Annotated in this window: 21 protein-coding genes; 15 read left to right on the top strand and 6 right to left on the bottom strand. The window is 38.7% G+C overall.

Translation table 11 applies throughout. The features are described from left to right. Positions 1-21 precede the first annotated feature (21 nt). From HA632_RS02750 to HA632_RS02760, 3 genes are all read left to right on the top strand, one after another. On the top strand, positions 22-621 hold the full coding sequence (locus HA632_RS02750) for a hypothetical protein (protein ID WP_176305693.1): 600 nt from the start codon (positions 22-24) through the stop codon (positions 619-621). Next, complete coding sequence (purE, locus tag HA632_RS02755; RefSeq protein WP_171222621.1) at positions 618-1,103, top strand: 5-(carboxyamino)imidazole ribonucleotide mutase; 486 nt, start codon at positions 618-620, stop codon at positions 1,101-1,103. Before HA632_RS02750 ends, purE begins: the two co-directional genes overlap by 4 nt. A gap of 93 nt (positions 1,104-1,196) precedes the next feature. Further along, positions 1,197-3,221, top strand: a complete 2,025-nt coding sequence (locus HA632_RS02760; protein WP_176305694.1) for a M3 family metallopeptidase — start codon at positions 1,197-1,199, stop codon at positions 3,219-3,221. Positions 3,222-3,459: 238 nt separating this feature from the next. Here the strand turns inward: HA632_RS02760 and HA632_RS02765 are convergent, their stop codons facing one another. Then, positions 3,460-7,449, bottom strand: a complete 3,990-nt coding sequence (locus tag HA632_RS02765) for an S-layer family protein (RefSeq protein ID WP_176305695.1) — start codon at positions 7,447-7,449, stop codon at positions 3,460-3,462. A gap of 267 nt (positions 7,450-7,716) precedes the next feature. Here HA632_RS02765 and HA632_RS02770 point away from each other — a divergent pair, with 267 nt between their 5' ends. Genes HA632_RS02770 through HA632_RS02790 form a run of 5 tightly spaced genes read left to right on the top strand, consistent with a single transcriptional unit; the run spans position 7,717 to position 9,814 of the window. Then, positions 7,717-8,220 (top strand): GbsR/MarR family transcriptional regulator, encoded by a 504-nt coding sequence (locus HA632_RS02770; protein ID WP_176305696.1) that lies wholly within the window; start codon positions 7,717-7,719, stop codon positions 8,218-8,220. A 57-nt stretch (positions 8,221-8,277) separates the two neighbouring features. Continuing rightward, positions 8,278-8,616, top strand: coding sequence for a hypothetical protein (locus HA632_RS02775; RefSeq protein ID WP_176305697.1), 339 nt, complete (start codon positions 8,278-8,280; stop codon positions 8,614-8,616). After that, entirely contained in the window at positions 8,613-8,957 is a 345-nt protein-coding gene (locus tag HA632_RS02780; RefSeq protein ID WP_176305698.1) for a hypothetical protein, read from the top strand. The genes HA632_RS02775 and HA632_RS02780 overlap by 4 nt, the downstream gene beginning before the upstream one ends. 12 nt (positions 8,958-8,969) lie before the next feature. After that, positions 8,970-9,350, top strand: a complete 381-nt coding sequence (locus HA632_RS02785; protein WP_176305699.1) for a hypothetical protein — start codon at positions 8,970-8,972, stop codon at positions 9,348-9,350. Between the two features lie 11 nt (positions 9,351-9,361). Then, positions 9,362-9,814: an SRPBCC family protein gene (locus HA632_RS02790; protein WP_176305700.1), complete on the top strand. Its 453-nt coding sequence runs from the start codon at positions 9,362-9,364 to the stop codon at positions 9,812-9,814. Here HA632_RS02790 and HA632_RS02795 read toward each other — a convergent pair. Then, positions 9,797-10,612 (bottom strand): hypothetical protein, encoded by an 816-nt coding sequence (locus HA632_RS02795; protein ID WP_176305701.1) that lies wholly within the window; start codon positions 10,610-10,612, stop codon positions 9,797-9,799. The genes HA632_RS02790 and HA632_RS02795 overlap by 18 nt on opposite strands. Positions 10,613-10,791: 179 nt before the next feature. Between HA632_RS02795 and gcvP the strand changes: the two genes are divergently transcribed. After that, positions 10,792-13,635, top strand: a complete 2,844-nt coding sequence (gene gcvP, locus HA632_RS02800) for an aminomethyl-transferring glycine dehydrogenase (RefSeq protein ID WP_176305702.1) — start codon at positions 10,792-10,794, stop codon at positions 13,633-13,635. Between the two features lie 141 nt (positions 13,636-13,776). Next, a complete protein-coding gene (locus HA632_RS02805) occupies positions 13,777-14,154 on the top strand; it encodes a group III truncated hemoglobin (RefSeq protein ID WP_176305703.1) in 378 nt (125 codons plus the stop codon). 16 nt (positions 14,155-14,170) lie between these two features. Here HA632_RS02805 and HA632_RS02810 read toward each other — a convergent pair whose 3' ends face one another. Beyond that, the gene (locus HA632_RS02810) at positions 14,171-15,670 is read right to left on the bottom strand and encodes a T9SS type A sorting domain-containing protein (RefSeq protein WP_176305704.1); all 1,500 of its coding nucleotides are present in this window, start codon (positions 15,668-15,670) and stop codon (positions 14,171-14,173) included. Between the two features lie 176 nt (positions 15,671-15,846). Between HA632_RS02810 and HA632_RS02815 the strand changes: the two genes are divergently transcribed. The 5 genes from HA632_RS02815 (at position 15,847) to HA632_RS02835 (ending at position 19,944) form a co-directional block, all read left to right on the top strand. Next, complete coding sequence (locus tag HA632_RS02815; RefSeq protein WP_176305705.1) at positions 15,847-16,905, top strand: 3-oxoacyl-ACP synthase III family protein; 1,059 nt, start codon at positions 15,847-15,849, stop codon at positions 16,903-16,905. A gap of 42 nt (positions 16,906-16,947) precedes the next feature. After that, positions 16,948-17,472, top strand: coding sequence for a methyltransferase (locus tag HA632_RS02820; protein WP_176305706.1), 525 nt, complete (start codon positions 16,948-16,950; stop codon positions 17,470-17,472). Next, a complete protein-coding gene (locus HA632_RS02825; protein ID WP_176305707.1) occupies positions 17,472-18,320 on the top strand; it encodes a glycosyltransferase family A protein in 849 nt (282 codons plus the stop codon). The genes HA632_RS02820 and HA632_RS02825 overlap by 1 nt, the downstream gene beginning before the upstream one ends. A gap of 110 nt (positions 18,321-18,430) precedes the next feature. Continuing rightward, positions 18,431-19,177, top strand: coding sequence for an ABC transporter permease (locus tag HA632_RS02830; RefSeq protein WP_176305708.1), 747 nt, complete (start codon positions 18,431-18,433; stop codon positions 19,175-19,177). Then, on the top strand, positions 19,177-19,944 hold the full coding sequence (locus HA632_RS02835) for an ABC transporter ATP-binding protein (RefSeq protein ID WP_176305709.1): 768 nt from the start codon (positions 19,177-19,179) through the stop codon (positions 19,942-19,944). The genes HA632_RS02830 and HA632_RS02835 overlap by 1 nt, the downstream gene beginning before the upstream one ends. A 2-nt stretch (positions 19,945-19,946) precedes the next feature. On the opposite strand, the gene HA632_RS02840 is transcribed toward HA632_RS02835, so the two are convergent. The 3 genes from HA632_RS02840 to HA632_RS02850 all read right to left on the bottom strand — a co-directional run bounded on the left by HA632_RS02840 (position 19,947) and on the right by HA632_RS02850 (position 25,249). After that, positions 19,947-23,423, bottom strand: a complete 3,477-nt coding sequence (locus HA632_RS02840) for a gliding motility-associated C-terminal domain-containing protein (protein ID WP_176305710.1) — start codon at positions 23,421-23,423, stop codon at positions 19,947-19,949. A 110-nt stretch (positions 23,424-23,533) separates the two neighbouring features. Continuing rightward, complete coding sequence (locus HA632_RS02845; protein WP_176305711.1) at positions 23,534-24,595, bottom strand: mannose-1-phosphate guanylyltransferase; 1,062 nt, start codon at positions 24,593-24,595, stop codon at positions 23,534-23,536. 51 nt (positions 24,596-24,646) lie between these two features. Continuing rightward, complete coding sequence (locus tag HA632_RS02850; RefSeq protein WP_176305712.1) at positions 24,647-25,249, bottom strand: SprT-like domain-containing protein; 603 nt, start codon at positions 25,247-25,249, stop codon at positions 24,647-24,649. Positions 25,250-25,313 lie beyond the last annotated feature (64 nt).

The raw sequence follows: 25,313 nt of genomic DNA on the forward strand, positions 1-25,313 counted from the left end.
TGTTCTGATAACAAAAAATAGATGAAGAAGGTTTTTTATACAATTGTTTTTTTTATTCTGTTTTTTGTAATTCAGCGGATACCTTATATTTTTGATAATGGAAGAGTCGGTTTTCCTTTTGCAACCCACAAGCATTGGTTTACGACAGAAAGCAACAATCGATGGAATACATCAATTTCTACTACACATATTATTGACCGCCCACAAAACATTTACCTCAATTTTGCTATATACTCAATCATTGTATTTTTGACATATTGCATTTTTGCAAAGCAAAATCCTTTTAGATTAATAACAAATAAAACAATAGGTGCTGTCAAATCGAAATGGTTTAGAAAAACATTTGAATTACTTGGCTACTCTTTTATTATTTTTGCAATAGTCCAATTTTTGCCTTTTAGTTATAACTTTGAAAATGGTATGGCTAAAAAGATAGGTTTTCCAATAGTCGCCTATTACGTATATGATGCTGACTGTTATATTGGTAAATTTTTTCATTATGATATTTTAATTGCAAATTTCGTTATTGTAACAATTGCCACATTTTTGATTTATCTCACAATACAACTTATTAAATTAATACTAAACAAACTAAAAACTACAAATCATAAACTACAATGAGCAAAGTAGCCATAATCATGGGTTCAAAATCAGATTTACCCGTAATGCAAGAAGCCATCGATATTCTTCAAGGATTTGACATCCCGACTGAAGTCGATATCGTTTCTGCACACCGAACGCCTGAAAAGTTATTCGAGTTCAGTAAAAACGCCCACCATCGCGGGATTTCGGTCATTATTGCCGGCGCCGGCGGTGCTGCACATTTACCGGGAATGGTCGCTTCGATGAGCCCACTACCTGTGATTGGCGTTCCCGTAAAATCGAGCAATTCTATCGACGGTTGGGATTCTGTCCTTTCCATTTTACAAATGCCTGGTGGCGTTCCGGTTGCAACCGTGGCTTTAAACGGAGCCAAAAATGCCGGAATTTTAGCCGCACAAATTATAGGAAGTCACGACAAATGTGTCTTGGACAAAATCATTTTTTACAAAGAAAGCTTGAAAGAAGCGGTGAACAAATCATCGGACGAACTGAAAAAATAATAGCTTTATTTGGAGCTGTTTCCCGCTTTCCGCTGTATCTCTTCGAGGATACTTGCTGCAATCGGGGCTATAAAAACATTTAGAATATACCACATGAAAATCTTAACCGAAACATTTACCACCAAACACAATACGGCACCGTTTTCGCAAATCAAAATCGAAGATTACCAACCTGCTTTTGAAGCCAACATTACCAAAGCCAGAGCCGAAATCGATGCCATAACCCACAATCCGGAAGCTCCAACTTTTGAAAACACTATTGAAGCTTTAGATTTTTCGGGACAAGAATTGGACAGATTGTCGTCTATTTTCTTCAATTTAAATTCGGCGGAAACTTGTGACGAAATGCAAAAAATTGCGCAAGAGGTTTCGCCTTTATTGACTGCTTTCGGTAACGACATCACCTTAAATGAGGATTTATTCAAAAGAGTCAAAGCCGTTTATGAGCAAAAAGACAGCTTAACACTAACACCGGAACAAGCCACTTTACTCGACAAAAAATACAAAAGTTTTGCCCGAAACGGCGCCTTACTTTCCGAAGATAAAAAAGAACTTTTGCGCGAAATTGATAAAGTTTTGGCCAAACTGAAACTTACTTTCGGAGAAAATGTTTTGGCGGAAACCAACAGTTATAAATTACACATCGCCAACGAAGCCGATTTAAAAGGACTACCCGATGGCGCTAAAGAAATGGCGCGTTCTTTAGCCAAATCCGATGATTTAGACGGTTGGTTATTTACTTTAGATTTCCCAAGCTATTTACCATTTGTAACCTATGTCGATAACCGTGAATTGCGTAAAGAAATGGCGATAGCCGCGGGCAAAAAAGCATTTCAGGAAAACGATTACGACAATCAGGAAAATGTGAAGAACATCGTGAAATTGCGTCACGAACGAGCTCAACTCCTGGGCTATAAATCGCATGCGCATTTTGTTTTGGAAGAACGCATGGCGCAAAATCCCGAGAAAGTGCAATCGTTTTTGAATGATTTATTGGAAAAAGCCAAACCGGCAGCTCAAAAAGAGTTTGCCGAACTGACCGCTTTCGCTAAAGAACTCGACGGATTAGAAAACCTTGAAAAATGGGACGGCGCATACTATTCTGAAAAATTGAAGCAAAAATTATTCAGTTTGGATGATGAGATTTTAAAGCCTTATTTCCAATTGGAAAATGTTTTAAATGGTGCATTTACCGTAGCTGAAAAACTATTCGGTATTACATTCAAAGAAGTATTCGATATCGAAAAATACCATGACGATGTACAAACTTTTGAAGTGTTAGACTTTGAAGGAAAATTAGTTGCTGTCTTTTACTCCGACTTCTTCCCGAGAAAGGGCAAACGCAACGGCGCTTGGATGACTTCGTTCAAACCACAATATATTAAAGGAGGCGTAAACGAAAGACCACATGTTTCTATCGTGTGCAATTTTACACCACCAACCGAAACCAAACCTTCACTCCTAACCTTTAACGAAGTAACAACTTTGTTCCATGAATTCGGACACGCGTTACACGGCATGTTGGCCAACACGACGTATCCGAGTTTATCGGGCACTTCAGTGTATTGGGATTTTGTGGAATTGCCAAGTCAAGTGATGGAAAACTGGTGTTACGAACCTGAAGCTTTGGCGTTGTTTGCCAAACATTATCAAACGGGAGAAATCATTCCGCAACAATATGTGGATAAAATCAAAGAGAGCGCCAGTTTCTTAGAAGGTATGGCGACTTTACGTCAATTGAGTTTTGGGATTTTGGATATGGCTTATCACGCCAAACCGCAAACCATTGACAACATAAAAGCTTTTGAAAAAGCTGTCATGGATCATACAACATTATATCCGGATGTGGCTGAAAATTGCATGAGTGTTTCGTTTTCGCATATTTTCCAAGGTGGTTATTCTTCGGGGTATTACAGTTACAAATGGGCGGAAGTTTTGGATGCTGATGCTTTTGCGTATTTCCAAGAGAATGGTATTTTCAATACCGATGTCGCCACCAAATTCAAAGACCATGTACTTTCTAAAGGCGGCACCGAATTGCCGATGGAATTGTACAAACGTTTCCGCGGTCAAGAACCGAAGCCGGAAGCTTTGTTGAAAAGAGCAGGATTGATTTAGATGGTTAGACTACTTAGATTGTTAGATAATTAGAAACCGAAGTTAATGCTTCGGTTTTTTTATGCATAGAAGTTTGCGTTAGGGATTCCTTCGGCAGTCGCTTCGCTCGTGTGCAGTGGAAATCCTTTTTCTTGAAAAAGATTGGAGTGGAAAGCCCGACCCAAAGGGGAAGGCCCAAATTCTATTAAAAACAAAAAAGCCACCTTGCGGTGGCTTTCTCTATAATGATAAACTAGATTTAGTTTTTAATTACTTTGATGGTTCTTGAAGCGTTTTCGGCCTGTACTTTTACAAAGTAAGTTCCACCGGCTAATGGCGACATGTCCACAGTAGTGCTGATAGCGTTGACATTTTTAGCAGTGATTTTTTGACCCACCAAGTTGTATACTTCAATTGAAGTAATGGTAGCTGTGTATTCTACATTTAACAAATTGCTTGTTGGGTTTGGATACAATTTCAATCCGGCTAAATCAAAAGAAGCATTACCTAAAGTTACGGTAACCGTTACGGCAAACGGTAAACTTCTACAGCCTTCTGCTGAAGTATTTACTGCATAGTAAGTAGCCCCACTAACCAATTGGGTTGATAACGCTAAAGGATTGATATCGTCAATCGCATCGTCTTCGGAAGCATACCAAGCTACATCAGTTCCTGTAGCCACTAAATCGGCCACAGTAGCATCGGCTGCGTCAGATACTTCAAAAACCTGAACAGCATCCCCTGAAGGAATTGGTGCCAGGTTAACCGTGATTCCAATGTTCGTTTCAGCATAACAACCTGTGGCAGGATTAGTTCCTCTTACGGTGTAAGTCGTTGAAGTGGCTGGAGCCACTAAAACAGTGTTACCGGTTAAGGCACCCGGATTCCATGTCCAATCTAAACCTCCTGCACCAATGCTTCCTACTTGACCTCCTAAAACAACATTCAAACGTTGTAAAGAAGTTGTTGGCGTTACCGTTCCGGCGCTAACCATATTTTGAATAGGATTAGTAGCAAAGGTTGTACTGGTAATTGCTGAAAGAGTCATGTTAGCGGTAGTAGCAGTATAGTAAGTAATGGCATTGTTGATACTATCTGCTCCATTTTGTCTGATGTCAACAATGATATTAGAAACACCATCCCAAAGATAAGGCGTTGTAAAAGTAATGGTGTTAGCTCCTATGGCATGAGTATAAGTAGCCGGACCATAAACCGTAGTCAATCCGGTTGTAACGAAAGTAGCCAAAGTAGTGTTGGTTGTATTTCCGATTCTAACTGAGAAATTAGTTACGTTAGCACCATCTCCTAAGGTAGTAATATTATAAGTAATTGAGTTAATATTTCCAGGTTTCAAACCAGCTGCTTGAAGTTCAGCCGCTGTAAATATGGTTTGGTTCCAATATTGAGCCCAACGGTTACAGAATGCAGTCGGTTGATTGGTTGCACTTGTTAGTGTAGTAGCAGTTCCAATAGTTACATTCCCCGGAGCCGTAGTTTCAGTCACAGCAGTTAAAGTAGTGGAATACCCTTCACAGATGGTTTCGTTAGTTGCTGAAGCATTTACAGTAGGATTAGAATTTATATTAACGGTCAAGTTAGTTGTAGTCTGACACAAAGAACCTGAAGATTGAGAAGCCGTTAAAGTGTAGGCTGTAGTAGTTGATGGATTGAATACCCAACCGTTTACCGCATCTCCTGTTACATTGGTAGCCGGAGACCATACATAAGAATCATAATCTGTTGCGCCGGTAACAATAGTTACCGCAGAAGTTGATTGTCCTGAACAAACTGCAGCTGTACTGTTAGTACTTAAAGCTAAAGCTGGTGGAGTTGTAACGGAAGCCACAACTTCTGTTCTTGCCGATACACAAGGTGATTTGTATTTCACATCATAGAAATAATAGTAATTGGCAGTAGTGGTTCCTCCCCATTCAGAAGCAGTAATGTTTAAACCTCCGTCTGTTCCATTGTACGGAAAAGTAACTCCTGAGTTATCACGAATTAAATTAACTCCTGAATAGGCTTTAACCAAAATTCTGTAACCTGTTCCAGCCGGCACAGTGAAGTTTAAAGGAATGATGTTTGGTGTTGTTGTTCCTCCTGCTACAACTGCGATATCGCCTGTTGCATACAATTCTGTCAAAGCGGCATTGGTGACTTTTATATTAATTGTTCCTGCAGAAGTAGAGTAAACAGATACACTTTGCAATTCAACCGGCGCTGTGGCGTTGAAAACAATACCCCAGTTGTTTGTAGTTGAAGTTGTAGCCGCCGCTGCCGGAGCCGATTTTCCAGAAGTTTGTGTTGAACCTGCTACACTAGCTTCTACCCAATAAGAAGTAGTTGTGTTGATCGTTGGAGTCGTATAGTTGGCACCCGTAACCAAAGCATTCCCTCCGGTTTGAGCGGCGTACCATTTGATATTTCCTTCACTGGCAGTAGCCGATAAATTTACAGTTCCTTGACCGCAAACAGCGCCAGGTGTTGTTCCTGTAATTGATGGAGGATTACATGGTGTTGCAAAACTTACCGGTGTCAAAGTCCAATCGCTTGTGATTCCGGAACCACAATTTCCTCTTACCCACACAAAATATGTAGTACTTGGTGTTAATGATGATAAAGTAGCTGTTAAAACACCCGCTACAACACTACCTGAAGGAGTAGTCCCTGCTGTTGGGGCAGTATTGTTGGTTGCATAATAATACTGATAACCGTCACTTGGATTTGATAATGAAGCTGTCCAATTTAAAGTAGCGGTGAAAGCTGTATTCGCCGCAGCTGTAACTCCTGATGGAGCCAAACAAGCCGGCTGTGGTATTACAGTAAGTTTGTAATCTTCTGCTTCTGTTCTGGCATTGGCATTTGAACAAGCATCCGGAGTAATCGAATTATAGTCGATTCTGATTCTCATTCTGTAATCTCCCAAAGCCGTTCCGTTTGGCACTACAAAACTACCGGTTTGGTTGAAACCGAAAGCCGTAGTAACAAATACTCTTTCAGTTGCATTGTCAAAGATTAAATCATTATTCCAATCAACCCAAATAGCGGTTCCCACAGAACCACCTACGATATCTGAAGCAAAATTAACAGTTCCTGTAGCGTATTGACTTACAGCTGTCGTGTTGAAATTATTTTGGTATCCACCAGTAGTGTAACCTGAAGCTAAATTTGATATATTGGTTGATCCACCGGTAGTGGAAAAGTTATTGATATATGTAGCTGTTGAAGTGGAAGACGGTACACAATATCCCGTATAAAAACTTCCACTGCTCCAAGAGCCAAAATCATTTGAGCCGCAATTTGACCTTACATAATAAGTGTAGGTAGTATTGGCTGTCAATCCTGTCAATGGCAATGAAACTCCGGTTGTAGTTCCGCTAGTAAACAAACCTGTAGCACCACTTCCTACTGCGCCACTGGTTCTAACTTCATAATCATATCCGCTTGCCGGTGCAGGAACAGCTGCAGTCCAACCAACAGTAGCGGTTGTACTAGAAAATGCAGAGGTTACTAGTGCTGTAGGGCCTGTACAAGTATAGGCTACAAGTGATATGTTATCAACGGAAGCTGGTGGATTAGTACCTCCTGAACCATCATTTTTCCATACAAAAACCAAACGTTTTGTACTACCCGACACATAAGTTGATTGCGCTGTCGTGAAGCTATAGGTAACATTTGTTGTTGAAGTTGGAGTACTAGTACCATTTCTTTGTAACAAATAATAACCCGTAGTTCCATTAGTATAGCCTGTCCATGTGGTATTAGTTGTATTTGTTCCGGTTGGTCCTGAAATCATAGGAGTAATTGAGGTATCTACAACATAAACCAACAAATTATCATAATTACCATCATTTCCATTAGCCCTCCAATCAAAGCTTAAAGTTACTGCATTGGTATTTGCCGGAAAGGTAACATCTCTGTAAAAAAACGAACGGTTGGCAATATTGTTGGTATAAGCCCAAGATGTTCCGCTGTCATTAGAAACATAAGCACCTCTGTCTCCTGAAAACCAAGCCGGTGTTGCTCCTAAATTCCATGTATTTGTTGCAGCATTGACGGTAGTCCAACCGTTGTCCACAAAAGTAGTCCCGTTTTCAAAACCGCCTTCTGCAGTAGGATTGATAAGGACTGTTTGCCCGGTCACAAATTGCCCTAAAAAGAGGACAAAAAGGAATAAAAAAGTACAATTGTTTTTCGATTTCGTAGGATTAAGCAATCGAAAACAATTGAAAAAAGTAATTTTTTTCATCTGTAAAAAAGATTTGGTTAATAAAACAAAATTAGATTCTTTTATTAGCATTGAAAATCATTATAAATGATTTAACGATAACAACAATTTTTTATTAAAGAAATAACTTTTTTAACATTTATTTTTTCTTAAATAAGTTAATTTATTTTCACAAAATGCAATTCTATTCAAAATTTTATTAGGTAAAAAATTACGCCCCGCTATGATTTTTTTTAAATACTTTCATTTTTTTTTGAAAGTTTAAAAACTTTTATTTACCTTTGGGTTATGGAATTCAAAGAAGCAAAAAATAAGTTCGTTCAAACTTGGGGTGCCTTGGGCTCACAATGGGGCATCAACAAAACCATGGCACAAATTCACGCCTTGTTGATGGTCTCAAACGAAGCGGTTTCTATGGAAGACATTATGGAAGAATTGCAGATTTCTCGTGGCAATGCCAGCATGAATTTAAGAGCTTTAATGGATTGGGGCATTGTGTACAAAGAATACAAAACCGGAGAACGTAGAGAGTATTTTACTGCCGAAAAAGACTTAGATGAATTGGCCGTAAAAATCTCCAAAGAACGCAGCAAACGAGAAATTAAACCGGCTTTGAAAGTGCTAAAAGAAGTGTCCTCCATCGAAGCAGACGGAACCGCCGAAGAGAGACATTTTGTAGAGCAAACTACCAAGTTGTATGATTTTGTTCTTAAAGCCGACAACGTTTTAGACAAAATGACCGAATACAAAGACAATTGGTTGGCGCAAATTTTATTAAAATTCATGAAATAAACCCTTTTTTAATCAAAACTTTCATTTTTTTCTGAAAGTTTAAAATTTATAATAATTATGAAAAACATTCAATATTTCAATGCTTTTGCGGTTGGACTTCCATTCGTCATCTTAATTTCATATCCCATCATTAAAGAAGGAGCATTTATATATTCAATTCTGTCAACAATGTTAACAGGATTCATACAAGTTATTTTAGGCTTATGCCTACTGAATGATGCACCTAACGATAGAAAACTACAATTTTACATTGGTGGCGTAGTAGCATTTTTCACGCTTTGGTTTATTAATGCTCAAATTGGATATAATGACAACTTAACCTTCATTTTGATTGGTATTCCTCCTTTGTTAGCCTTCTATTTAACTTTTGTAATTTATAAAAAAGCAAAGCCATGAACCTCAACATCATTGGCTACGCGATTTACTTACTGATAACCATTGTCATCATTGTCAAAGTAGGCCGAATTTGTTACCAAAACGGCAATGTTTATATCGCCCAACTCATTCCCGACCATAAAGACTTGTGTCATAAAATCAATCAGGTTTTACTATTGGGATATTATCTGATGAACATTGGCTACTGTGCTATGACTTTAATCTCTTGGGAAAAGATTGTCACATTCGACCAACTCATAGAAACCATCGCCTTCAAATCGGCTATCATCATCGGAACAATTGCCTTAATGCATTACCTCAACATTTACGTTCTTACCAAATACATTCAAAAATTAATTTAAATACTTACTATCATGGAAACTACAAAAATTCTAATCGGTTACGCCATTTATTTACCTGTGGCTTTGTTTCTCACTTATTATGTTTCTAAAACACTTTTCAAAAACAGTAAAATATACATGTTAGACATTTTTAAAGGCCGAGAAGAAATAGCCAATGCGACCAACAAACTTTTTGAAACCGGATTCTATTTGCTCAATCTTGGCTTTGCCTTAATGATTTTGGAAATGAATCTTTATGATGACAGCTACCAATTGCTTATTGAAGAACTCAGTTATAAAATTGGAGGATTTACCATCTATCTTGGGTTGATGTTGTTCCTCAATCTGTATTTCTTTTTTAGAGGAAAAAGAAAAGCCAGAGAAAATCAAAACCAACAAAATGCGATTGCCTAAATTTTAAAATCATGACCACCATTCGTCTCATCACCAAAATAAATGCACCGATTCAAACCGTATTTGATTTGGCCCGAAACATAGATGTTCACCAACAATCAACTGCACTATCTGACGAAAAAACAATTGCTGGTAAAACTTCAGGATTGATTGAATTGGGTGAAACGGTCACTTTTCAGGGAAAACACTTTGGCTTTTATCTCCAACACCAAAGCCAAATCACCGAAATGGAAATGCCGAATTATTTTGTGGATGAGATGCGTAAAGGTCATTTTAAATACTTCCGTCACGAGCACACTTTTGTCACTCAAAATGGTCATACGGCTATGATTGATTTTTTGCAATACAAAGTGCCTTTTGGGGTTTTGGGTAAATTGTTCAACAAATTATTCCTCCGAAAACACTTAGAAGATTTTTTATTGAAAAGAAATCAAATGCTGAAAGATTTAGCCGAAAAGAAGTAGCAAAACCCACCACAAAAAGGGAATGCTTTCCGCCCAAAAAGAAGAATAATACTTCGACCGTTTTTCATTGGCAAAGATCAAAAAAAGCAACACTGTTACAGCAATTCCTATCTTCAAAAACAAAATGGGATAATTAAAATCAGCGTATAAAAATTCCAAACCAACAAACACGAACAAAAGTAAGAAACCTAATTTTTTAGTTCGCTCCACGCCTATTTGTTGCGGTACTGTTTTCAAATGCGGATCGTCTTGCTTTAAATCGATGATTTCAAAAATCAAAATCAACACAAAAATCAGAATAAAACGTTGAATCGCGACCAAAAAAACATAAGTAGTCAATGAGATTTCTGCGTTAATTATCGGCAAAAACAAAGTCACCCCAACCCAACACAAAGCCACAATATAAATCTTTACTCCTGCCCAATTCCGAGCATTCTTTTTATTGGGAAAGAACGGTAAAGTGTAAAGCAAAGTCAGAATCAAAAAAACAACGGCAATGATTTTGGTTTTTTGCGCCAATTGCAGAAAGTAAAAGCCACAAGCCAACAACGATAGAAAACTCAAAACGGCGATTACTTTTAATTGGGTTCGCATTTGTAATTTTTGGGTTCGAGCCAAAGCATCATACTTCACAAAATTATACCCGACGATCGTCCCGAAAAAAGCAAAAAAAGCAGTCGCTTCAATGGCCGAAATTTGAAACAAAAAACCCGTCATTCGTACCAAAGCATAAACCGACAAAGCCACGTGAATACTGCTGTTGATGTAAAAATCGAGAAGTCGTTTTAAAAATAGCATAGGCTAAAAGTAAGCAAAGTGTTAATAAGAGTACATTTTGGTTAAAAAATTCTCAAAATATTAGACTTTGTTTAGCACAAAATTAGAACATTAATAATTACTTTTGTTGGCGTTAAAAAACAAACTCGTTTTCTAGCAAAACACGCACAACTAAACACACTTATAGAACTTACAATTTAATGAGAACAGACGCATTTGCATTACGCCACATAGGTCCACGTGAGAGCGACCTAAACCACATGTTCAAAACTATCGGAGTTGAAACTTTTGACCAATTAATTTACGAAACCATACCGGACGATATTCGCTTGAAAAACGACTTAAATCTGGATGCCCCGATGACCGAATATGAGTATTTAACGCACATTCAGGAATTAGGAAAAAAAAATAAAGTGTTCAAATCGTATATCGGTTTGGGTTATCACCCAACGATTGTTCCGGCAGTAATTCAAAGAAATATTTTTGAAAATCCGGGTTGGTACACGGCCTACACACCGTATCAAGCAGAAATTGCTCAAGGTCGTTTAGAAGCCATCTTGAATTTCCAAACCATGGTTATCGAATTGACCGGAATGGAAATCGCCAATGCCTCTTTGTTAGACGAAGGAACAGCAGCGGCCGAAGCCATGGCACTATTGTTCGACGTACGTTCTCGTGACCAAAAGAAAAACAACACCCGTAAATTCTTCGTTTCAGAAGAAATATTACCACAAACCTTATCGGTTTTACAAACCCGTTCTACGCCAATCGGTGTGGAATTGGTTGTTGGAAACCACGAAACTTTTGATTTCTCTACCGACTTTTTCGGAGCGATTTTACAATATCCGGGCAAATACGGTCAGGTAAATGATTATGCTGCCTTTATGGCTAAGGCCAATGAAAATGAAATCAAAGTAGCCGTGGCTGCCGATATTTTATCTTTAGCCAAATTAACTTCTCCGGGAGAAATGGGCGCTGCTGTAGTAGTAGGAACGACCCAACGTTTTGGAATCCCAATGGGTTACGGCGGACCGCACGCAGCTTATTTTGCCACTAAAGAAGAGTACAAACGTTCCATGCCGGGTAGAATCATCGGAGTTTCTATAGATGCTAACGGAAAGCGTGCGTTGCGCATGGCTTTGGGAACTCGTGAGCAACACATCAAACGTGAAAAAGCCACTTCCAATATTTGTACGGCACAAGTTTTATTGGCCGTTATGGCCGGAATGTATGCGGTATATCATGGGCCAAAAGGATTGAAATACATCGCCAATAAAGTACACGCTTCGGCGGTAACTTTGGCTGATGCCTTAAATAAATTAGGCGTTTACCAAACCAATACCGCTTTCTTCGATACCATTTCCGTAAAAGCGGATGCGCCTAAAGTAAAAGCGATTGCGGAAAAACACGAAGTTAACTTCTTCTATGTAGATGGTGAAACGATTTCTATTTCGTTAAACGAAACGACTTCGTTAAACGACTTGAACCAAATCATCGCCATTTTTGCAGAAGCGACTAGTAAAGAAGCTTTCAAGGTTTCTGAATTAAGTTCAAACAACAATTTCCCAACTTCCTTAGAAAGAACTTCAACGTTCTTGCAACATGAGGTGTTCAACAATCATCATTCTGAATCTCAGTTGATGCGTTATATCAAAAAATTAGAGCGCAAAGATCTGTCGCTAAACCACTCGATGATTTCTCTGGGTTCTTGTACGATGAAGCTTAATGCCGCGGCTGAAATGTTGCCATTGTCTATGGCGAATTGGAATAGCATTCACCCATTCGCGCCTATCGAACAAGCAGAAGGGTATATCACAATGCTTAAAAAATTAGAGCAACAATTAAATGTAGTAACCGGTTTTGCCGGAACAACTTTGCAACCCAACTCCGGTGCGCAAGGCGAATACGCAGGTTTAATGGCGATTCGTGCCTACCACCAATCTCGTGGCGACAACCACAGAAATGTGTGTTTGATTCCATCCTCAGCTCACGGAACCAATCCGGCTTCGGCAGCGATGGCAGGTATGCAAATTATCGTAACCAAAACCATGGAGAATGGAAACATTGATGTAGAAGATTTGAGAGCAAGAGCAATTGAACACGCAGCCAACTTGTCTTGTTTGATGGTCACTTATCCATCAACTCACGGGGTTTTTGAAAGTGCCATTTGTGAAATAACCAAAATCATCCACGACAATGGTGGTTTGGTTTATATGGATGGTGCCAATATGAATGCACAGGTTGGTTTGACCAATCCGGCCACTATTGGTGCAGATGTTTGTCACTTGAACTTACATAAAACCTTCGCGATTCCTCACGGCGGTGGCGGACCAGGTGTTGGACCAATTTGTGTCAACGAAAAACTGGTGCCTTTCTTACCAACGAACCCAATCATTCCGGTAGGTGGAAACAATGCGATTACCGCCATTTCCTCTGCACCATATGGTTCAGCCTTAGTGTGTTTGATTTCTTATGGCTATATCACCATGTTGGGTGCTGAAGGCTTGAAAAGCTCAACAGAACACGCGATTTTAAATGCCAATTATATGAAAGCCCGTTTAGAAGCACATTATCCGGTTTTATATTCAGGAGAAATGGGCCGTGCGGCACACGAAATGATTTTAGATTGTCGTGCCTTTAAACAAAACGGAATTGAAGTTACGGATATCGCCAAACGCTTAATGGATTACGGTTTCCACGCACCAACGGTTTCCTTCCCGGTAGCCGGAACGTTGATGATTGAACCAACAGAATCGGAAGATTTAGCCGAGTTAGATCGTTTTTGTGATGCGATGATTTCTATCCGTAAAGAAATTGCTGCGGCTTCGGCTGATGATACTAATAACGTATTGAAAAACGCTCCTCATACTTTAGCGATGCTAACGACTGACACTTGGACTTACCCTTACACGCGTGAGCAAGCCGCTTATCCTTTAGAGTACATTCACGAAAACAAATTCTGGCCAAGTGTTCGTCGTGTAGATGATGCTTATGGTGACAGAAATTTAGTTTGTTCTTGTGCACCGATTGAGGCGTATATGTAATACAAATTTAGAAGTACTAAATACGAAGTAAAAATTAAAAGGTTTCAAGTTGTAAAATTTGGAACCTTTTCTTTTAAAAGCTGACTCTAATCAGCAAAACAAAATTTGTGAAGTTTTATTTTTGTGCCAAATGAAAAAATAATGAATGACATTCAAACCCAAGACGACTTGTATTTACTCGTCGATGAGTTTTACAAAAAGCTTTTATCAGATGATGCTATCAGTTATATTTTTACCGATGTAGTCAAAATAAAACTCGAAGAACACTTACCAATTTTGGTTACTTTTTGGTCTCAAGCCATTTTGGGCACCGGTGGTTATACCAATAATTTGACGCAAATTCATTTAGATGTCAATGCCAAAGAATACCTATCGCCTGAACTGTTCAAAACTTGGCTCCATCATTTTTATACAGCCGTAGATGAGAATTTTAAAGGTCAAAAAGCCGAGCAAATTAAGACTCAAGCCTTGAGTATTGGCACGATTATGCAGATTAAAATAAAAAACGAGAGGAGTTAACCTCTCGTTTTTTATTTTATTTCTTAATTATTCTTTTAACAACAGTACCCGAATCACTGTTCATTTTAAGTACATATACTCCGGCTTGTAAAAACCGAACATCAATTTCATTGGAGTTAAAAACACCTTTTTGAACAATTTGTCCTAAATGATTATACATCTCATAATTAATCAAATAATCTGAATGAAGTACTTGTAAAAAATCATGTGTCGGATTAGGATAAACTTCTATGTTTTGAAGCAAATTCTCTAGAGTACTCAAAGTGGCATCTACTAAACAAATATTAAAACTTGACGTAGTTATCGGGGTCGAATACTCGTTTACCACCCGCACATAGTACTCGTTACCTACAGTATAATTTGTATATGTATAAGTTTCACCTGATCCGTTGCCATTTACATTTCTACAATAGACTAATGTCCCGTTACATCCTCCTTCGTACACCTGATAACCATTACTAACATCGACAACAGTTGACAAAGTAACGGTCATACTTGTATTAGTTGCTGTAAATTTATACCAAACATCTTGTGAAGGATTAGGCGAACACGAAAATATAGAACCTACACCATCCAGGGTTGAACCGCTTAATGCTACCGTATTGGTGGCACAAGTTGTGCTGGGTTGGAGAGTAATAGCGTTCACACAATTATCATTAGCCGGTGGTGGATAACTCTGTACACAAATAGAGAAGGTATTAATAGATGTTGCTATAAAAGCATTAAAAACCCTAATAAAATAGGTGGTGCCTATTTCAAAGTTATTATACAATAGGTTTTCACCGGAACCGGTTGTATTGTTAGCGTTTCTGCAAAGGAATGTCGATCCGCTGCAGCTACCGGTCAACACTTCAAATCCGTTACTAATTCCTGGAGTTCCGAATAAAACTATCCCCATTGTTTTCTCTGTTGCCACAAAACTATACCAAACATCCTGAGAAGCACTTGTCCCACAGCTAGGAGCAGCAGTATTAATTGTAGAACCAGAAAATGTGCCCTCAACTGAATTACATGAAGAGGAAGGATTCAAAGCAACAGCATTCGAACAATTATCGTTAGCCGGTGGAGGATAACTTTGCAAACAAATAGAAAATGTATTTGAAGAGGCAGCTATAAATGCATTAAAAACGCGGATATAATAAGTGGTTCCTATTTCAAAGTTATTGTACATTAAATTCTCTCCAGAACCTGAAGTATTATTGACATTTCTGCAAATAATTACCGACCCGTCACAACTTCCGGTTCTAACTTCAAATCCGTTACTAATTCCTGCTGTTCCAAATAAAACTATCCCCATCATTTTCTCAGTAGCCACAAAACTATACCAAACATCCTGTGAGGCATCAGTGGCACAACTTGGCTTAGGTGTTGAAATTGTAGCGCCGTTAAATGTCCCTTCAACAGTTATACAAGAAGAACCCGGTACTAAAACCGTAGCATTGGCGCACAAATCGTTTTGAGAATAAATTACAGTTGCACTTAAAAAGGCAACTAATAGAAAGTAAATTTTTTTCATTTGCTTTTTTTACAAAAATATAATAATCCATTTATTTACAAAAACGGTCATAATATAAATTTTGTTAAAAAAACTAGGTAAAAAACAAACGAATTCGCAAAAATTATCAATTAACAAACAAAAGTGTTTAATATTATTTTTAAATCAATAATTTAGTGGAACTATTACCATTACACATGAACATTAAAATAACCGGTTCCGGAAGCTATATCCCGACCGAAATAGTTACGAATAAAGATTTTACCAAACACGTTTTTCTTAATGATGACGGAACACCATTTCCACTTCCAAATGAGGTCATCACCGAAAAATTTTACGATATCACCGGAATTGAGGAACGCCGATATGTTACGGATGATTTACAAACTTCCGACATTGCTACTATCGCTGCCCGAAAAGCCATAGAAGACTCCGGAATCGATGCGGAAACTTTGGATTATATCATTTTCGCACACAACTTCGGCAACGTAAAAAAAGGCGCTATTCAAACTGACTTATTGCCGAGTTTGGCGACCAGAGTCAAATTTGATTTGCGTATCAAAAACCCAAAATGTGTTTGCTACGACATGCTTTTCGGTTGTCCGGGTTGGGTGGAAGGCGTAATCCAAGCGCAAGCGTTTATCAAAGCCGGAATGGCTAAAAAATGTTTGGTCATTGGTGCCGAAACTTTATCAAGAGTGGTTGACATGCACGACCGCGACAGTATGATTTATTCGGATGGTGCCGGAGCGACAATCGTAGAAGCCACAGAGGATGAAGGCGGTATTTTAGCCCATGCATCAGCGACTTTTACTTACGATGAAGCTTATTATCTATTCTTCGGAAACTCTTTTAATAAAACCCACGATCCTGATGTGCGCTATATCAAAATGCACGGCAGAAAAATATATGAATTTGCTTTGAGTCAGGTGCCCAAAGCGATGAAAGAATGTGTGGAAGCCAGCGGCATTGACATCAGTAACATCAAAAAAGTATTGATCCATCAAGCCAATGAAAAAATGGATGAAGCCATCATTCAACGTTTCTACAAACTCTTCGGACAAACCGCTCCCGAAGGCATCATGCCGATGAGTATTCACAAACTCGGAAACTCGAGCGTGGCGACGGTTCCAACGTTGTATGATTTATTGGTCAAAGGCAATCTCGAAGGCCATTCTCTTCAAAAAGGTGATGTCATTCTTTTTGCTTCGGTTGGTGCCGGAATGAATGTTAATGCGATTGTATACAGAATGTAATAAACTTTGTAACTTTGGTGCTTTAACTTTGTAACTTAATCAATGTACGAGAAGACATACCCAAGTAAGCGCTTTAACATTACCCTTCAGTTTTTAAAAAAACACATTACCACTGCTGAAACCATTTTGGATTTAGGTGTGCCCAATCCGTTTTCCAAAATCATGGAAGACAATGGCTATACCGTTATCAATACCAAAGGCGAAGATGTAGACAACGACCAATCGGCCTTGCAAAATGAAAACTACCAAGTGTTTACTGCCTTTGAAATCTTCGAACATTTACTCAATCCGTATACCGTTTTAGAAAATGTAAAAGCCAATAAAATATTGATTTCGATTCCGCTGCGTTTGTGGTTTTCTCCGGCTTATCGCAGTAAAACAGATATGTGGGACAGACATTATCACGAGTTTGAAGATTGGCAACTCGATTGGCTCTTGGAAAAAACCGGCTGGAAAATTGTGGATAGCGTAAAGTTTACACATCCCGTAAAGAAACTAGGTTTCCGTCCTTTATTGAGATATTTCACTCCGAGATATTACATGGTTTATGCTGAGAAGATAAAATAATGAACTACTATATTGTCATTCCGGCGCATAACGAAGAAGCATTCATGGCTTTGACTTTACAATCGTTAGTCGAGCAAACTGTTTTGCCCACCAAGGCCGTGATTGTGAATGACAATTCTACAGATACCACCGCTGAGATTGTTTTGGCTTTCGCCGAAAAGCATCCTTGGATTTCTTTGGTCAATAAAACTTCAGACGCCATTCATTTGCCGGGAAGCAAAGTGATTCAGGCATTTCAAAAAGGGTTGGAAACTTTAGATGAGAATTACGACATCATTGTAAAAGCCGATGCCGATTTGATTTTTCCCGTTAATTATTTTGAAACGATAATCAACCATTTTCAATCCGATGAGCAAATCGGAATGGTAGGCGGTTTTGCCTACATCGAAAAAAACGGCGATTGGATTCTGGAAAACCTAACAGATAAAGACCACATTCGCGGTGCTTTTAAAGCGTACCGAAAAGCTACATTCCAACAAATTGGTGGATTGAAACCGGCTATGGGTTGGGACACGGTTGACGAATTACTCTGTAAATTTTACCATTGGAAAGTCGTTACCGATGCATCTTTAAAAGTCAAGCACCTCAAACCCACAGGTGCCAATTACAATAAAACCGCACGTTACAAACAAGGAGAAGCTTTTTATTCTTTAGGCTATGGCTTTTTCATCACCTCGATTGCTTCTTTAAAACTGGCCATGCGAAAAGGAAAACCATTACTTTTCCTGGATTATATAAAAGGATTTTGGAAAGCTAAATCAGCTAAGAAGCCATTGTTAGTGACCAAAGAGCAAGCTCAATTCATCCGAAACTACCGTTGGAAAAAGATGAAGGAAAAGTTAATTTGAAGATTCGAGAATCTGAAAATTTGAAGATATTAAATTGAGCTCCTTTTCAAATTTCCAAATTGGTACATTTTCAAATTAATTATCACTATTTTTGACATTATTTTAAACCTATGATGCTCGTTCGCTATTTATCCCAAATAGGAAAATATTTCTTGATGCTCAAAGAAGTATTTAACAAACCCACGAAATGGTCGGCCATGAGACAGTTGATTTTCAAGGAAATTGATGATTTAATCATTGATTCGCTTGGGATAGTTTGTTTTATTTCATTCTTCGTTGGTGGCGTTGTTTCCATTCAAACAGCATTAAACTTAACCAATCCGTTGATTCCGAAATACCTTATCGGTTTTGCGACCAGACAATCGGTGATTTTGGAATTTGCCCCAACGTTTATCTCCATCATTATGGCCGGAAAAATGGGTTCGTTTATCACTTCAAGCATAGGAACGATGCGTGTTACAGAGCAAATTGATGCTTTGGAAGTGATGGGTGTGAACTCACTTAACTATTTGGTTTTCCCCAAAATTATTGCGCTACTACTCTATCCTTTTGTTATTGGAATTGCGATGTTCTTAGGCGTTTTTGGCGGTTGGATTGCCTCAGTTTACGGCGGATTTGCTTCGAGCAACGAATTTATTACCGGAATCCAACAAGAATTTATTCCGTTTCATATTGCATATGCTTTTATTAAAACCTTTGTCTTTGCGATGTTATTGGCAACAATTCCTTCGTTTCACGGGTATTATATGAAAGGCGGCGCTTTGGAAGTTGGTAAAGCCAGTACGGTTTCGTTTGTGTGGACATCGGTAACCATTATTTTGACCAACTATATATTAACGCAATTACTATTGACCTAATGATAGAAGTAAAAGATATAGAAAAGTCATTTGGCGACAGCAAAGTATTAAAAGGGATTTCCACCATTTTTGATACCGGAAAAACCAATTTGATAATTGGTCAAAGTGGTTCAGGAAAGACCGTATTGCTCAAGAGTTTGTTAGGCATTCATTCACCCGATAAAGGCACTATTTCTTTTGACGGCAGAATTTATTCGGATTTGACACCGGATGAAAAACGAACTTTACGTACCGAAATCGGAATGGTATTCCAAGGCAGCGCACTTTTTGACAGCATGACCGTAGAAGAAAACGTAGGTTTTCCGTTGAAAATGTTTACCAACAAATCGGCTGCTGAAATTAAAGAACGTGTCAATTTTGTAATTAATCGTGTGAATCTCATTAATGCCAACCATAAAAAACCCTCTGAAATTTCGGGTGGAATGCAAAAGCGTGTGGCCATTGCCAGAGCAATTGTCAACAATCCGAAGTATCTTTTTTGTGACGAACCCAACTCAGGACTCGACCCAAAAACGGCCATTGTAATTGACAATTTGATTCACGAAATCACTTTAGAATACAACATTACGACCGTGATTAATACCCACGACATGAACTCTGTGATGGAAATCGGTGACAAAATTATCTTTTTAAAAGAAGGTATTTTGGCTTGGGAAGGCACTAAAAAAGAAATCTTCAAAACCGATAATGAAGCCATTACCGATTTTGTATATTCTTCCAATCTTTTCAAGAAAATCAGAAAAGCTCAGAATAAAGGAGATTTATAAGCCTATCTATTAGCGCTTAAGAATATCCATCCGGCTTTGTTTTCTCCGGTTCTTAAATTGAGAATGTAATAGTAGGTCGAATCAGGTAATCTTTCGCCATTCATATTTTGGCCATGCCATTCATCGATGTAGTTGTTTTTCTCATATACTTTTCTACCCCAACGGTTGTAAATTTCAATTCGGTCGACTTCAAAACCGGCCAGGTTAAAACTCTCATTAGTAGTATCATCATTTGGCGTAATCACATTCGGAATAAAACAAATCGTTCTGACAACATCAATAGTTTGTGAAGCCGAACAACCATTGACATCGGTTACAGTTAAATTGTAAAGCCCTACTTCGCCACCGGTGATAACAATAGGATTTTGAGCAGCAGTAAAATTATTTGGACCAGTCCAAGCGTAGGTCGCCATTGAAGCGTCAAACGAACCGGCAATTGGCGTAGCGGTAACTACATATTCACTTTGGATACAATTCTGACTCAAATCAAACTGAGGCAAGGCATTGACCAAAACAGCAACACTCGATGTCCCAGACTGACATCCATTTTGGCTGGCAGAAACTGTATAAGTTCCATTATTATCAGCCGAGAGATTTGAGATTATCGGATTTTGCTCAGTAGACATAAATCCATTTGGCCCGGTCCATTGGTAAGTTCCATTGAGAATAGTAGTGGCATAAAGTTGTAAACTTCCGCTTTCGCAAATAATACTATCGACACTGGCTACCGGTATCGCCGGTATTTCATAAATGATGATGTTGATAAAGGCCTCGTCAAACAAACTACAACTTCCATCAACATGGTATCTGAATTCGTAACTGCCATAAGGAACAGTGCCGGTGTTCCAAAGATTACCGCTGAGTGTACCGCTTGAAGTCATCTCATCCCAAGTCCCACCCGAATCATAATTGCCTTGCGATTGCAGTAGCGAAAATAAATCGATAGTGCCTTGTCGTCCACAATAGCTAAAAGAGCCACTATTTCCGGCATTTGGAGGAATATTCGTCACCAAAACCACATAGCTCAATACCTGATTCAAACAAGAGTTCGGATTGTTGCTGTAACTAATGCTAACGTGATAAGTTCCATTGTTGGCAGCAGCATTAAAAGGATTGAAATTCAAAGAACTTGTTGTACTGAGAATGTTGGTTGTGTCGTTGTCTTTCCACCATTGGTATTGAAAAAATGAAAAATTGGGCACCGAAAGTGTTAAGTTGTCTCCGTCACAGAACACTTGATTCGCCGTAATTTCGAGCGGATTGGGATTCACGATCTCGAAAGCACTGTTTAAGAAATTGCCACAAGCATCCTGTACCTGAAAGTTATACGTAGCCGGTTCTAAACCGGTAAAAATATTAGAATTTCCGTTCTCCACTAAAAATGGCTGTCCGTTTTTAAGGGTAATCCTGTACTGCAAAGGATCAAAACCAACCGCCATTACAATTACTTCAAAAGTACTGCCACAAGAAATGGAATATACATCTTCAATCATCGGCAATCCGTTGTAATCAAATTCATAAATAGTTTTAAAACAATTGGTTTGAATGATGCTGTTGCTCACAAAACTCCTAAAAACTTTCAAAATTCTGAAATGTCCTTGGTAAGCCAAATTATAATTGATGGTGTTATTAATTAAAGGAATAGAGTTGCTGTTATCCGGCAATACTCCCTCTACGTAAACAGTCCCGGTAGCCGGATGTCCCCAATCATTGGTAACCGTGTTCAATTTTTGTAACCAATAAGTGGTTATGCCGGTGTTGGTACTGGTGTTGTTTAAGTTAAGATCAAACGAACCGCAATTCGGAATTACGGCAACATTGGTAGTATCCTGATGTCCCAAAATAGTAAAAGCAGTATCAGTTGTGACGTTACAGGAATTGGTCGATTGAATCACATAATTTCCGGCCGGAAGTGAGTCTATTACCAAATTCGTATTGTTTATTATAAGATTACCATACAAGTTCTGCGGTAATGTACTTTGATAAGCCACCGGCGCTGTAATCAAGCTTATAGCAGTAAATTCTCCTATCATTCTGATTGCACCTGTTCCATCTTGGCATCCTTCACGTACAAAAATCTCAGGAATAACCGATATAGGATCTATATGAATCTCCAGTGTATGTGGTGCTCCACATAAGTCCAAAACGTCAAAAATATAAATCCCTACGGGTAAATTTACAAAGGTGATATAATCAGCGGAATTGATTAAACTCGTATAATCATGGGGTAAAGTAACCTGGTATGTCGCCGGAGCGGAAACCATAATGATTTCAGAAATACCATAGATAGACAAAGAACCCGTAGTACAATTTTGCCCAAAAATACTTATGAAAGGCGGTGCGATTTCCACAATAATTATTTCAATGGTAAACACTTGCGGATTACCACAAATATCGGTGGTATTGAAAACATAAGTACCTTCAACTAAATACAATATTGTAACAGAATTGTTTACAATTTGGCTTGTGTAACTCTGTGGCAGCGAAGTTGTAAAGGCTGCCGGAGCGGAAACCAAAGTGACTGTGGCCACATTAAAAAAGCTGACTTGTTTGTAAATACAACCTTGAGGCAAAACGGTGTAAGAAGCTGCAATAGACAAATTATCGATTACGCCATTATGGGTATAAACCGTACCACAACCATCGGTAAACGTAATGCTGTAATTATAGGGTTGATTGGTATAAAAAGGAACTTGTTGAAAACTGGTAAAACCGCCGTTTACTGTTTGATTGTAAGTAATAGAACCTCCGGTTGGCGGAAAAACAGTTGTGGTAACTTGTAATGGAAACTTTACTACTCCAAAGGGCGAAGGGAATAGCGATTCAAAACTGAACCCGACATTCACCGAGGTACAACTCGCCAAAGCCGGTGATAAAAATTCGACATCTAACGCCGGATTGGTTGGTTGCACGGTAAATGTTTGCACCACTCCTTCACCACAAGCGTCATAAACCCTAACTTGGTAAGTACCGGCAGTCAAATTATTGAACACATTGGAAGCTTGCAATTCTCTGATCATCGGTCCGGAAAAAAGCTCATAATTCAAGCCATTAGCCGTTAGATTTCCCGATAAAACATTGACCGTAATTCTTCCGTCATTGCCGCAAATTTCATTGATACTGTTGACCTGATAAGTCAATGCTTCAACTTCATCAAGGATGATTACGTCTTGTTGCTGCGTTCCACTGTTACCGGCTAATGATTGTGTGGCAACTACTCGGTAAGTACCGGCATTCAACCCCGACAATGAGCCACCGGATTGGATTGAGATTGGGTTAGCAACATCGGGCAGCAGATAAATGCTATATAAGATGGTTGAACCCGGAGTTGTATTGGACACACTGAAAGTCAAAGACCCATTTCCGGTACAAGTTTCATCGGTATGGTTAACCGTTAGGGTAAAATTGGACAACTGACTAAAAGTCAATTGTGTTAGGAGTAAAAAGACAAAAGTTAACTTCAATTTCAGCTGATCCATTATTACTATTTTTTTCTGACAAAACTAAATGGAAAGATACAATAAAAATTTAATGATTGTGTAAATTCTTAGTTTTTGATGGAAAGAAATGAGTAACCGCTGATTCCGGACTATAATTCGTTGGCTTTGGCTGTTATTTTTTTGATGTCTTGCTCTTTATTCTTGGGATAAATCATGAGTACATTTTCGTTATCAACGATAATATAATCATCCAACCCATCAATAACCACGAGCTTTTTAGCATTGGAACGAATAATATTATTGGAAGCATTTTCCAAAATTACAGTGGCATTAACCACAGCGTTATTTTGGTCGTCTTTATCTAACTTTTCGTGAAGTGAACCCCAAGTCCCCAAGTCGTTCCAGTCAAATGTGGCCGGAAGCACATAGACATTTTGGGCTTTTTCCATCACAGCATAATCGATGGAAATGTTTTCCGCTTTGGCATAATGGTCTTCTATAAACTGTTTTTCATTTGAAGTGTTATAATTTTCCATCCCTTGTTGGAACAAAGCATGCATTTGAGGTTGGAATTGTTGAAAAGCTGTTGAAATCGACTTTACACTCCAAATAAAAATCCCTCCGTTCCAGAGGAAATTTCCGGCCTCCAAAAACTTTTTGGCGGTTTCATAATCGGGCTTTTCTCTGAACTGTTTTACTTTTTTGATTGGATTGGTGTCGCTTTCATCAAACTCGATATAGCCAAAACCCGTATTGGGAAAAGTGGGTTGAATTCCCAAAGTCATCAAAGCATTTTCTTTTTGACAATAATCAAAACAATGCGCTAAGTTATCGGCAAAGGCCACTTCGTCTTCAATCCAATGATCGCTTGGCGCAACAACCATCACCGCATTGGGATTCTGTTTCTGAATTTTCAACGAGGCATATAAAATACAAGGTGCTGTATTACGCATGGCTGGTTCTAATAAAACTTGCACTTGCTTTACCATAGGCAATTGTTCCAAAACCAAACCGTTGTAACGTTCATTGGTTAAAATGAATATATTTTCAACTGGAACTAATTTTGACAAACGACTGAAAGTTTTTTGAATCAAAGTTTCTCCCGAGCCCAACATGTCGTGAAACTGCTTTGGAAAATCGGTGGTGCTTACCGGCCAAAATCTTGAGCCAACACCGCCGGCCATTAATATTGCGTAATAGTTGTTGTTCATTGTATGAAGTGCAAAGTGCCAAAGTTACAAAGTTACAAAGTCATATGGTAGTTATCCCGGAATTATTTCTACCTCAGCATTTGCATTGAACAAATACAATCTTCCGGTTTTGACTTCCAAACATTCATAACGCTTAACACGCAAGCCTTTCTTCTGAAAAATTCTGCCGTTTTTGATTCTAAATAAACTGCCGCTTGGGACTTCGTGTACAAAGTGAATATCGGGTTTTCTCTCGTCAAATTGTTTTAGGGCAAAAGCCAATCGGGCATCGGTATCGCTACTCGCCGTGGGATTTCGGAAATGATTGGCCACCAATGGCAGTACCGAATGTGGGAAAATCTCCGGCCGGATAAATGGCACCATCAATCTTTGAAACGTATGTTTCCATTCATTGCCGTGCGGTTTGATTAACCGTCCGAATTTTTCATAAGCTACTAAATGCGCAATTTCGTGAACTAAAGTTATCAGAAATCGGTACTTATTCAAATTGGCATTAACCGTAATCTCATGCTTTCCTCCTATCGCCCGACGGTAATCTCCGTGACGCGTTTGGCGTTCGTTGACGATTTTCAAATGCACATTGTTGCTCTTGATTAGCTCAAAGCAAGACGGCACAGCGTGTTCGGGCAAGTATTTTTGAAGGACTTCGCTCATATTCAGTTATCGGTTGTCGGTTGTCGGTTGATAGTTATATTCAACTACTATCGCCAAAAACCAT

The organism is Flavobacterium sp. J49, assembly GCF_011742145.1.
In the GTDB taxonomy this organism is placed as follows: domain Bacteria; phylum Bacteroidota; class Bacteroidia; order Flavobacteriales; family Flavobacteriaceae; genus Flavobacterium.

Bases quoted from the DNA above. Each gene is read 5' to 3' on its own strand.
- HA632_RS02790 (WP_176305700.1), top strand. From the start codon at position 9,362: ATGACCACCATTCGTCTCATCACCAAAATAAATGCACCGATTCAAACC.
- HA632_RS02760 (WP_176305694.1), top strand. From the start codon at position 1,197: ATGAAAATCTTAACCGAAACATTTACCACCAAACACAATACGGCACCG.
- purE (WP_171222621.1), top strand. From the start codon at position 618: ATGAGCAAAGTAGCCATAATCATGGGTTCAAAATCAGATTTACCCGTA.
- HA632_RS02810 (WP_176305704.1), bottom strand. From the start codon at position 15,670: ATGAAAAAAATTTACTTTCTATTAGTTGCCTTTTTAAGTGCAACTGTA.
- gcvP (WP_176305702.1), top strand. From the start codon at position 10,792: ATGAGAACAGACGCATTTGCATTACGCCACATAGGTCCACGTGAGAGC.
- HA632_RS02840 (WP_176305710.1), bottom strand. From the start codon at position 23,423: ATGGATCAGCTGAAATTGAAGTTAACTTTTGTCTTTTTACTCCTAACA.
- HA632_RS02770 (WP_176305696.1), top strand. From the start codon at position 7,717: ATGGAATTCAAAGAAGCAAAAAATAAGTTCGTTCAAACTTGGGGTGCC.
- HA632_RS02830 (WP_176305708.1), top strand. From the start codon at position 18,431: ATGATGCTCGTTCGCTATTTATCCCAAATAGGAAAATATTTCTTGATG.
- HA632_RS02795 (WP_176305701.1), bottom strand. From the start codon at position 10,612: ATGCTATTTTTAAAACGACTTCTCGATTTTTACATCAACAGCAGTATT.
- HA632_RS02825 (WP_176305707.1), top strand. From the start codon at position 17,472: ATGAACTACTATATTGTCATTCCGGCGCATAACGAAGAAGCATTCATG.
- HA632_RS02835 (WP_176305709.1), top strand. From the start codon at position 19,177: ATGATAGAAGTAAAAGATATAGAAAAGTCATTTGGCGACAGCAAAGTA.
- HA632_RS02780 (WP_176305698.1), top strand. From the start codon at position 8,613: ATGAACCTCAACATCATTGGCTACGCGATTTACTTACTGATAACCATT.
- HA632_RS02850 (WP_176305712.1), bottom strand. From the start codon at position 25,249: ATGAGCGAAGTCCTTCAAAAATACTTGCCCGAACACGCTGTGCCGTCT.
- HA632_RS02815 (WP_176305705.1), top strand. From the start codon at position 15,847: ATGAACATTAAAATAACCGGTTCCGGAAGCTATATCCCGACCGAAATA.
- HA632_RS02805 (WP_176305703.1), top strand. From the start codon at position 13,777: ATGAATGACATTCAAACCCAAGACGACTTGTATTTACTCGTCGATGAG.
- HA632_RS02765 (WP_176305695.1), bottom strand. From the start codon at position 7,449: ATGAAAAAAATTACTTTTTTCAATTGTTTTCGATTGCTTAATCCTACG.
- HA632_RS02845 (WP_176305711.1), bottom strand. From the start codon at position 24,595: ATGAACAACAACTATTACGCAATATTAATGGCCGGCGGTGTTGGCTCA.
- HA632_RS02775 (WP_176305697.1), top strand. From the start codon at position 8,278: ATGAAAAACATTCAATATTTCAATGCTTTTGCGGTTGGACTTCCATTC.
- HA632_RS02785 (WP_176305699.1), top strand. From the start codon at position 8,970: ATGGAAACTACAAAAATTCTAATCGGTTACGCCATTTATTTACCTGTG.
- HA632_RS02820 (WP_176305706.1), top strand. From the start codon at position 16,948: ATGTACGAGAAGACATACCCAAGTAAGCGCTTTAACATTACCCTTCAG.
- HA632_RS02750 (WP_176305693.1), top strand. From the start codon at position 22: ATGAAGAAGGTTTTTTATACAATTGTTTTTTTTATTCTGTTTTTTGTA.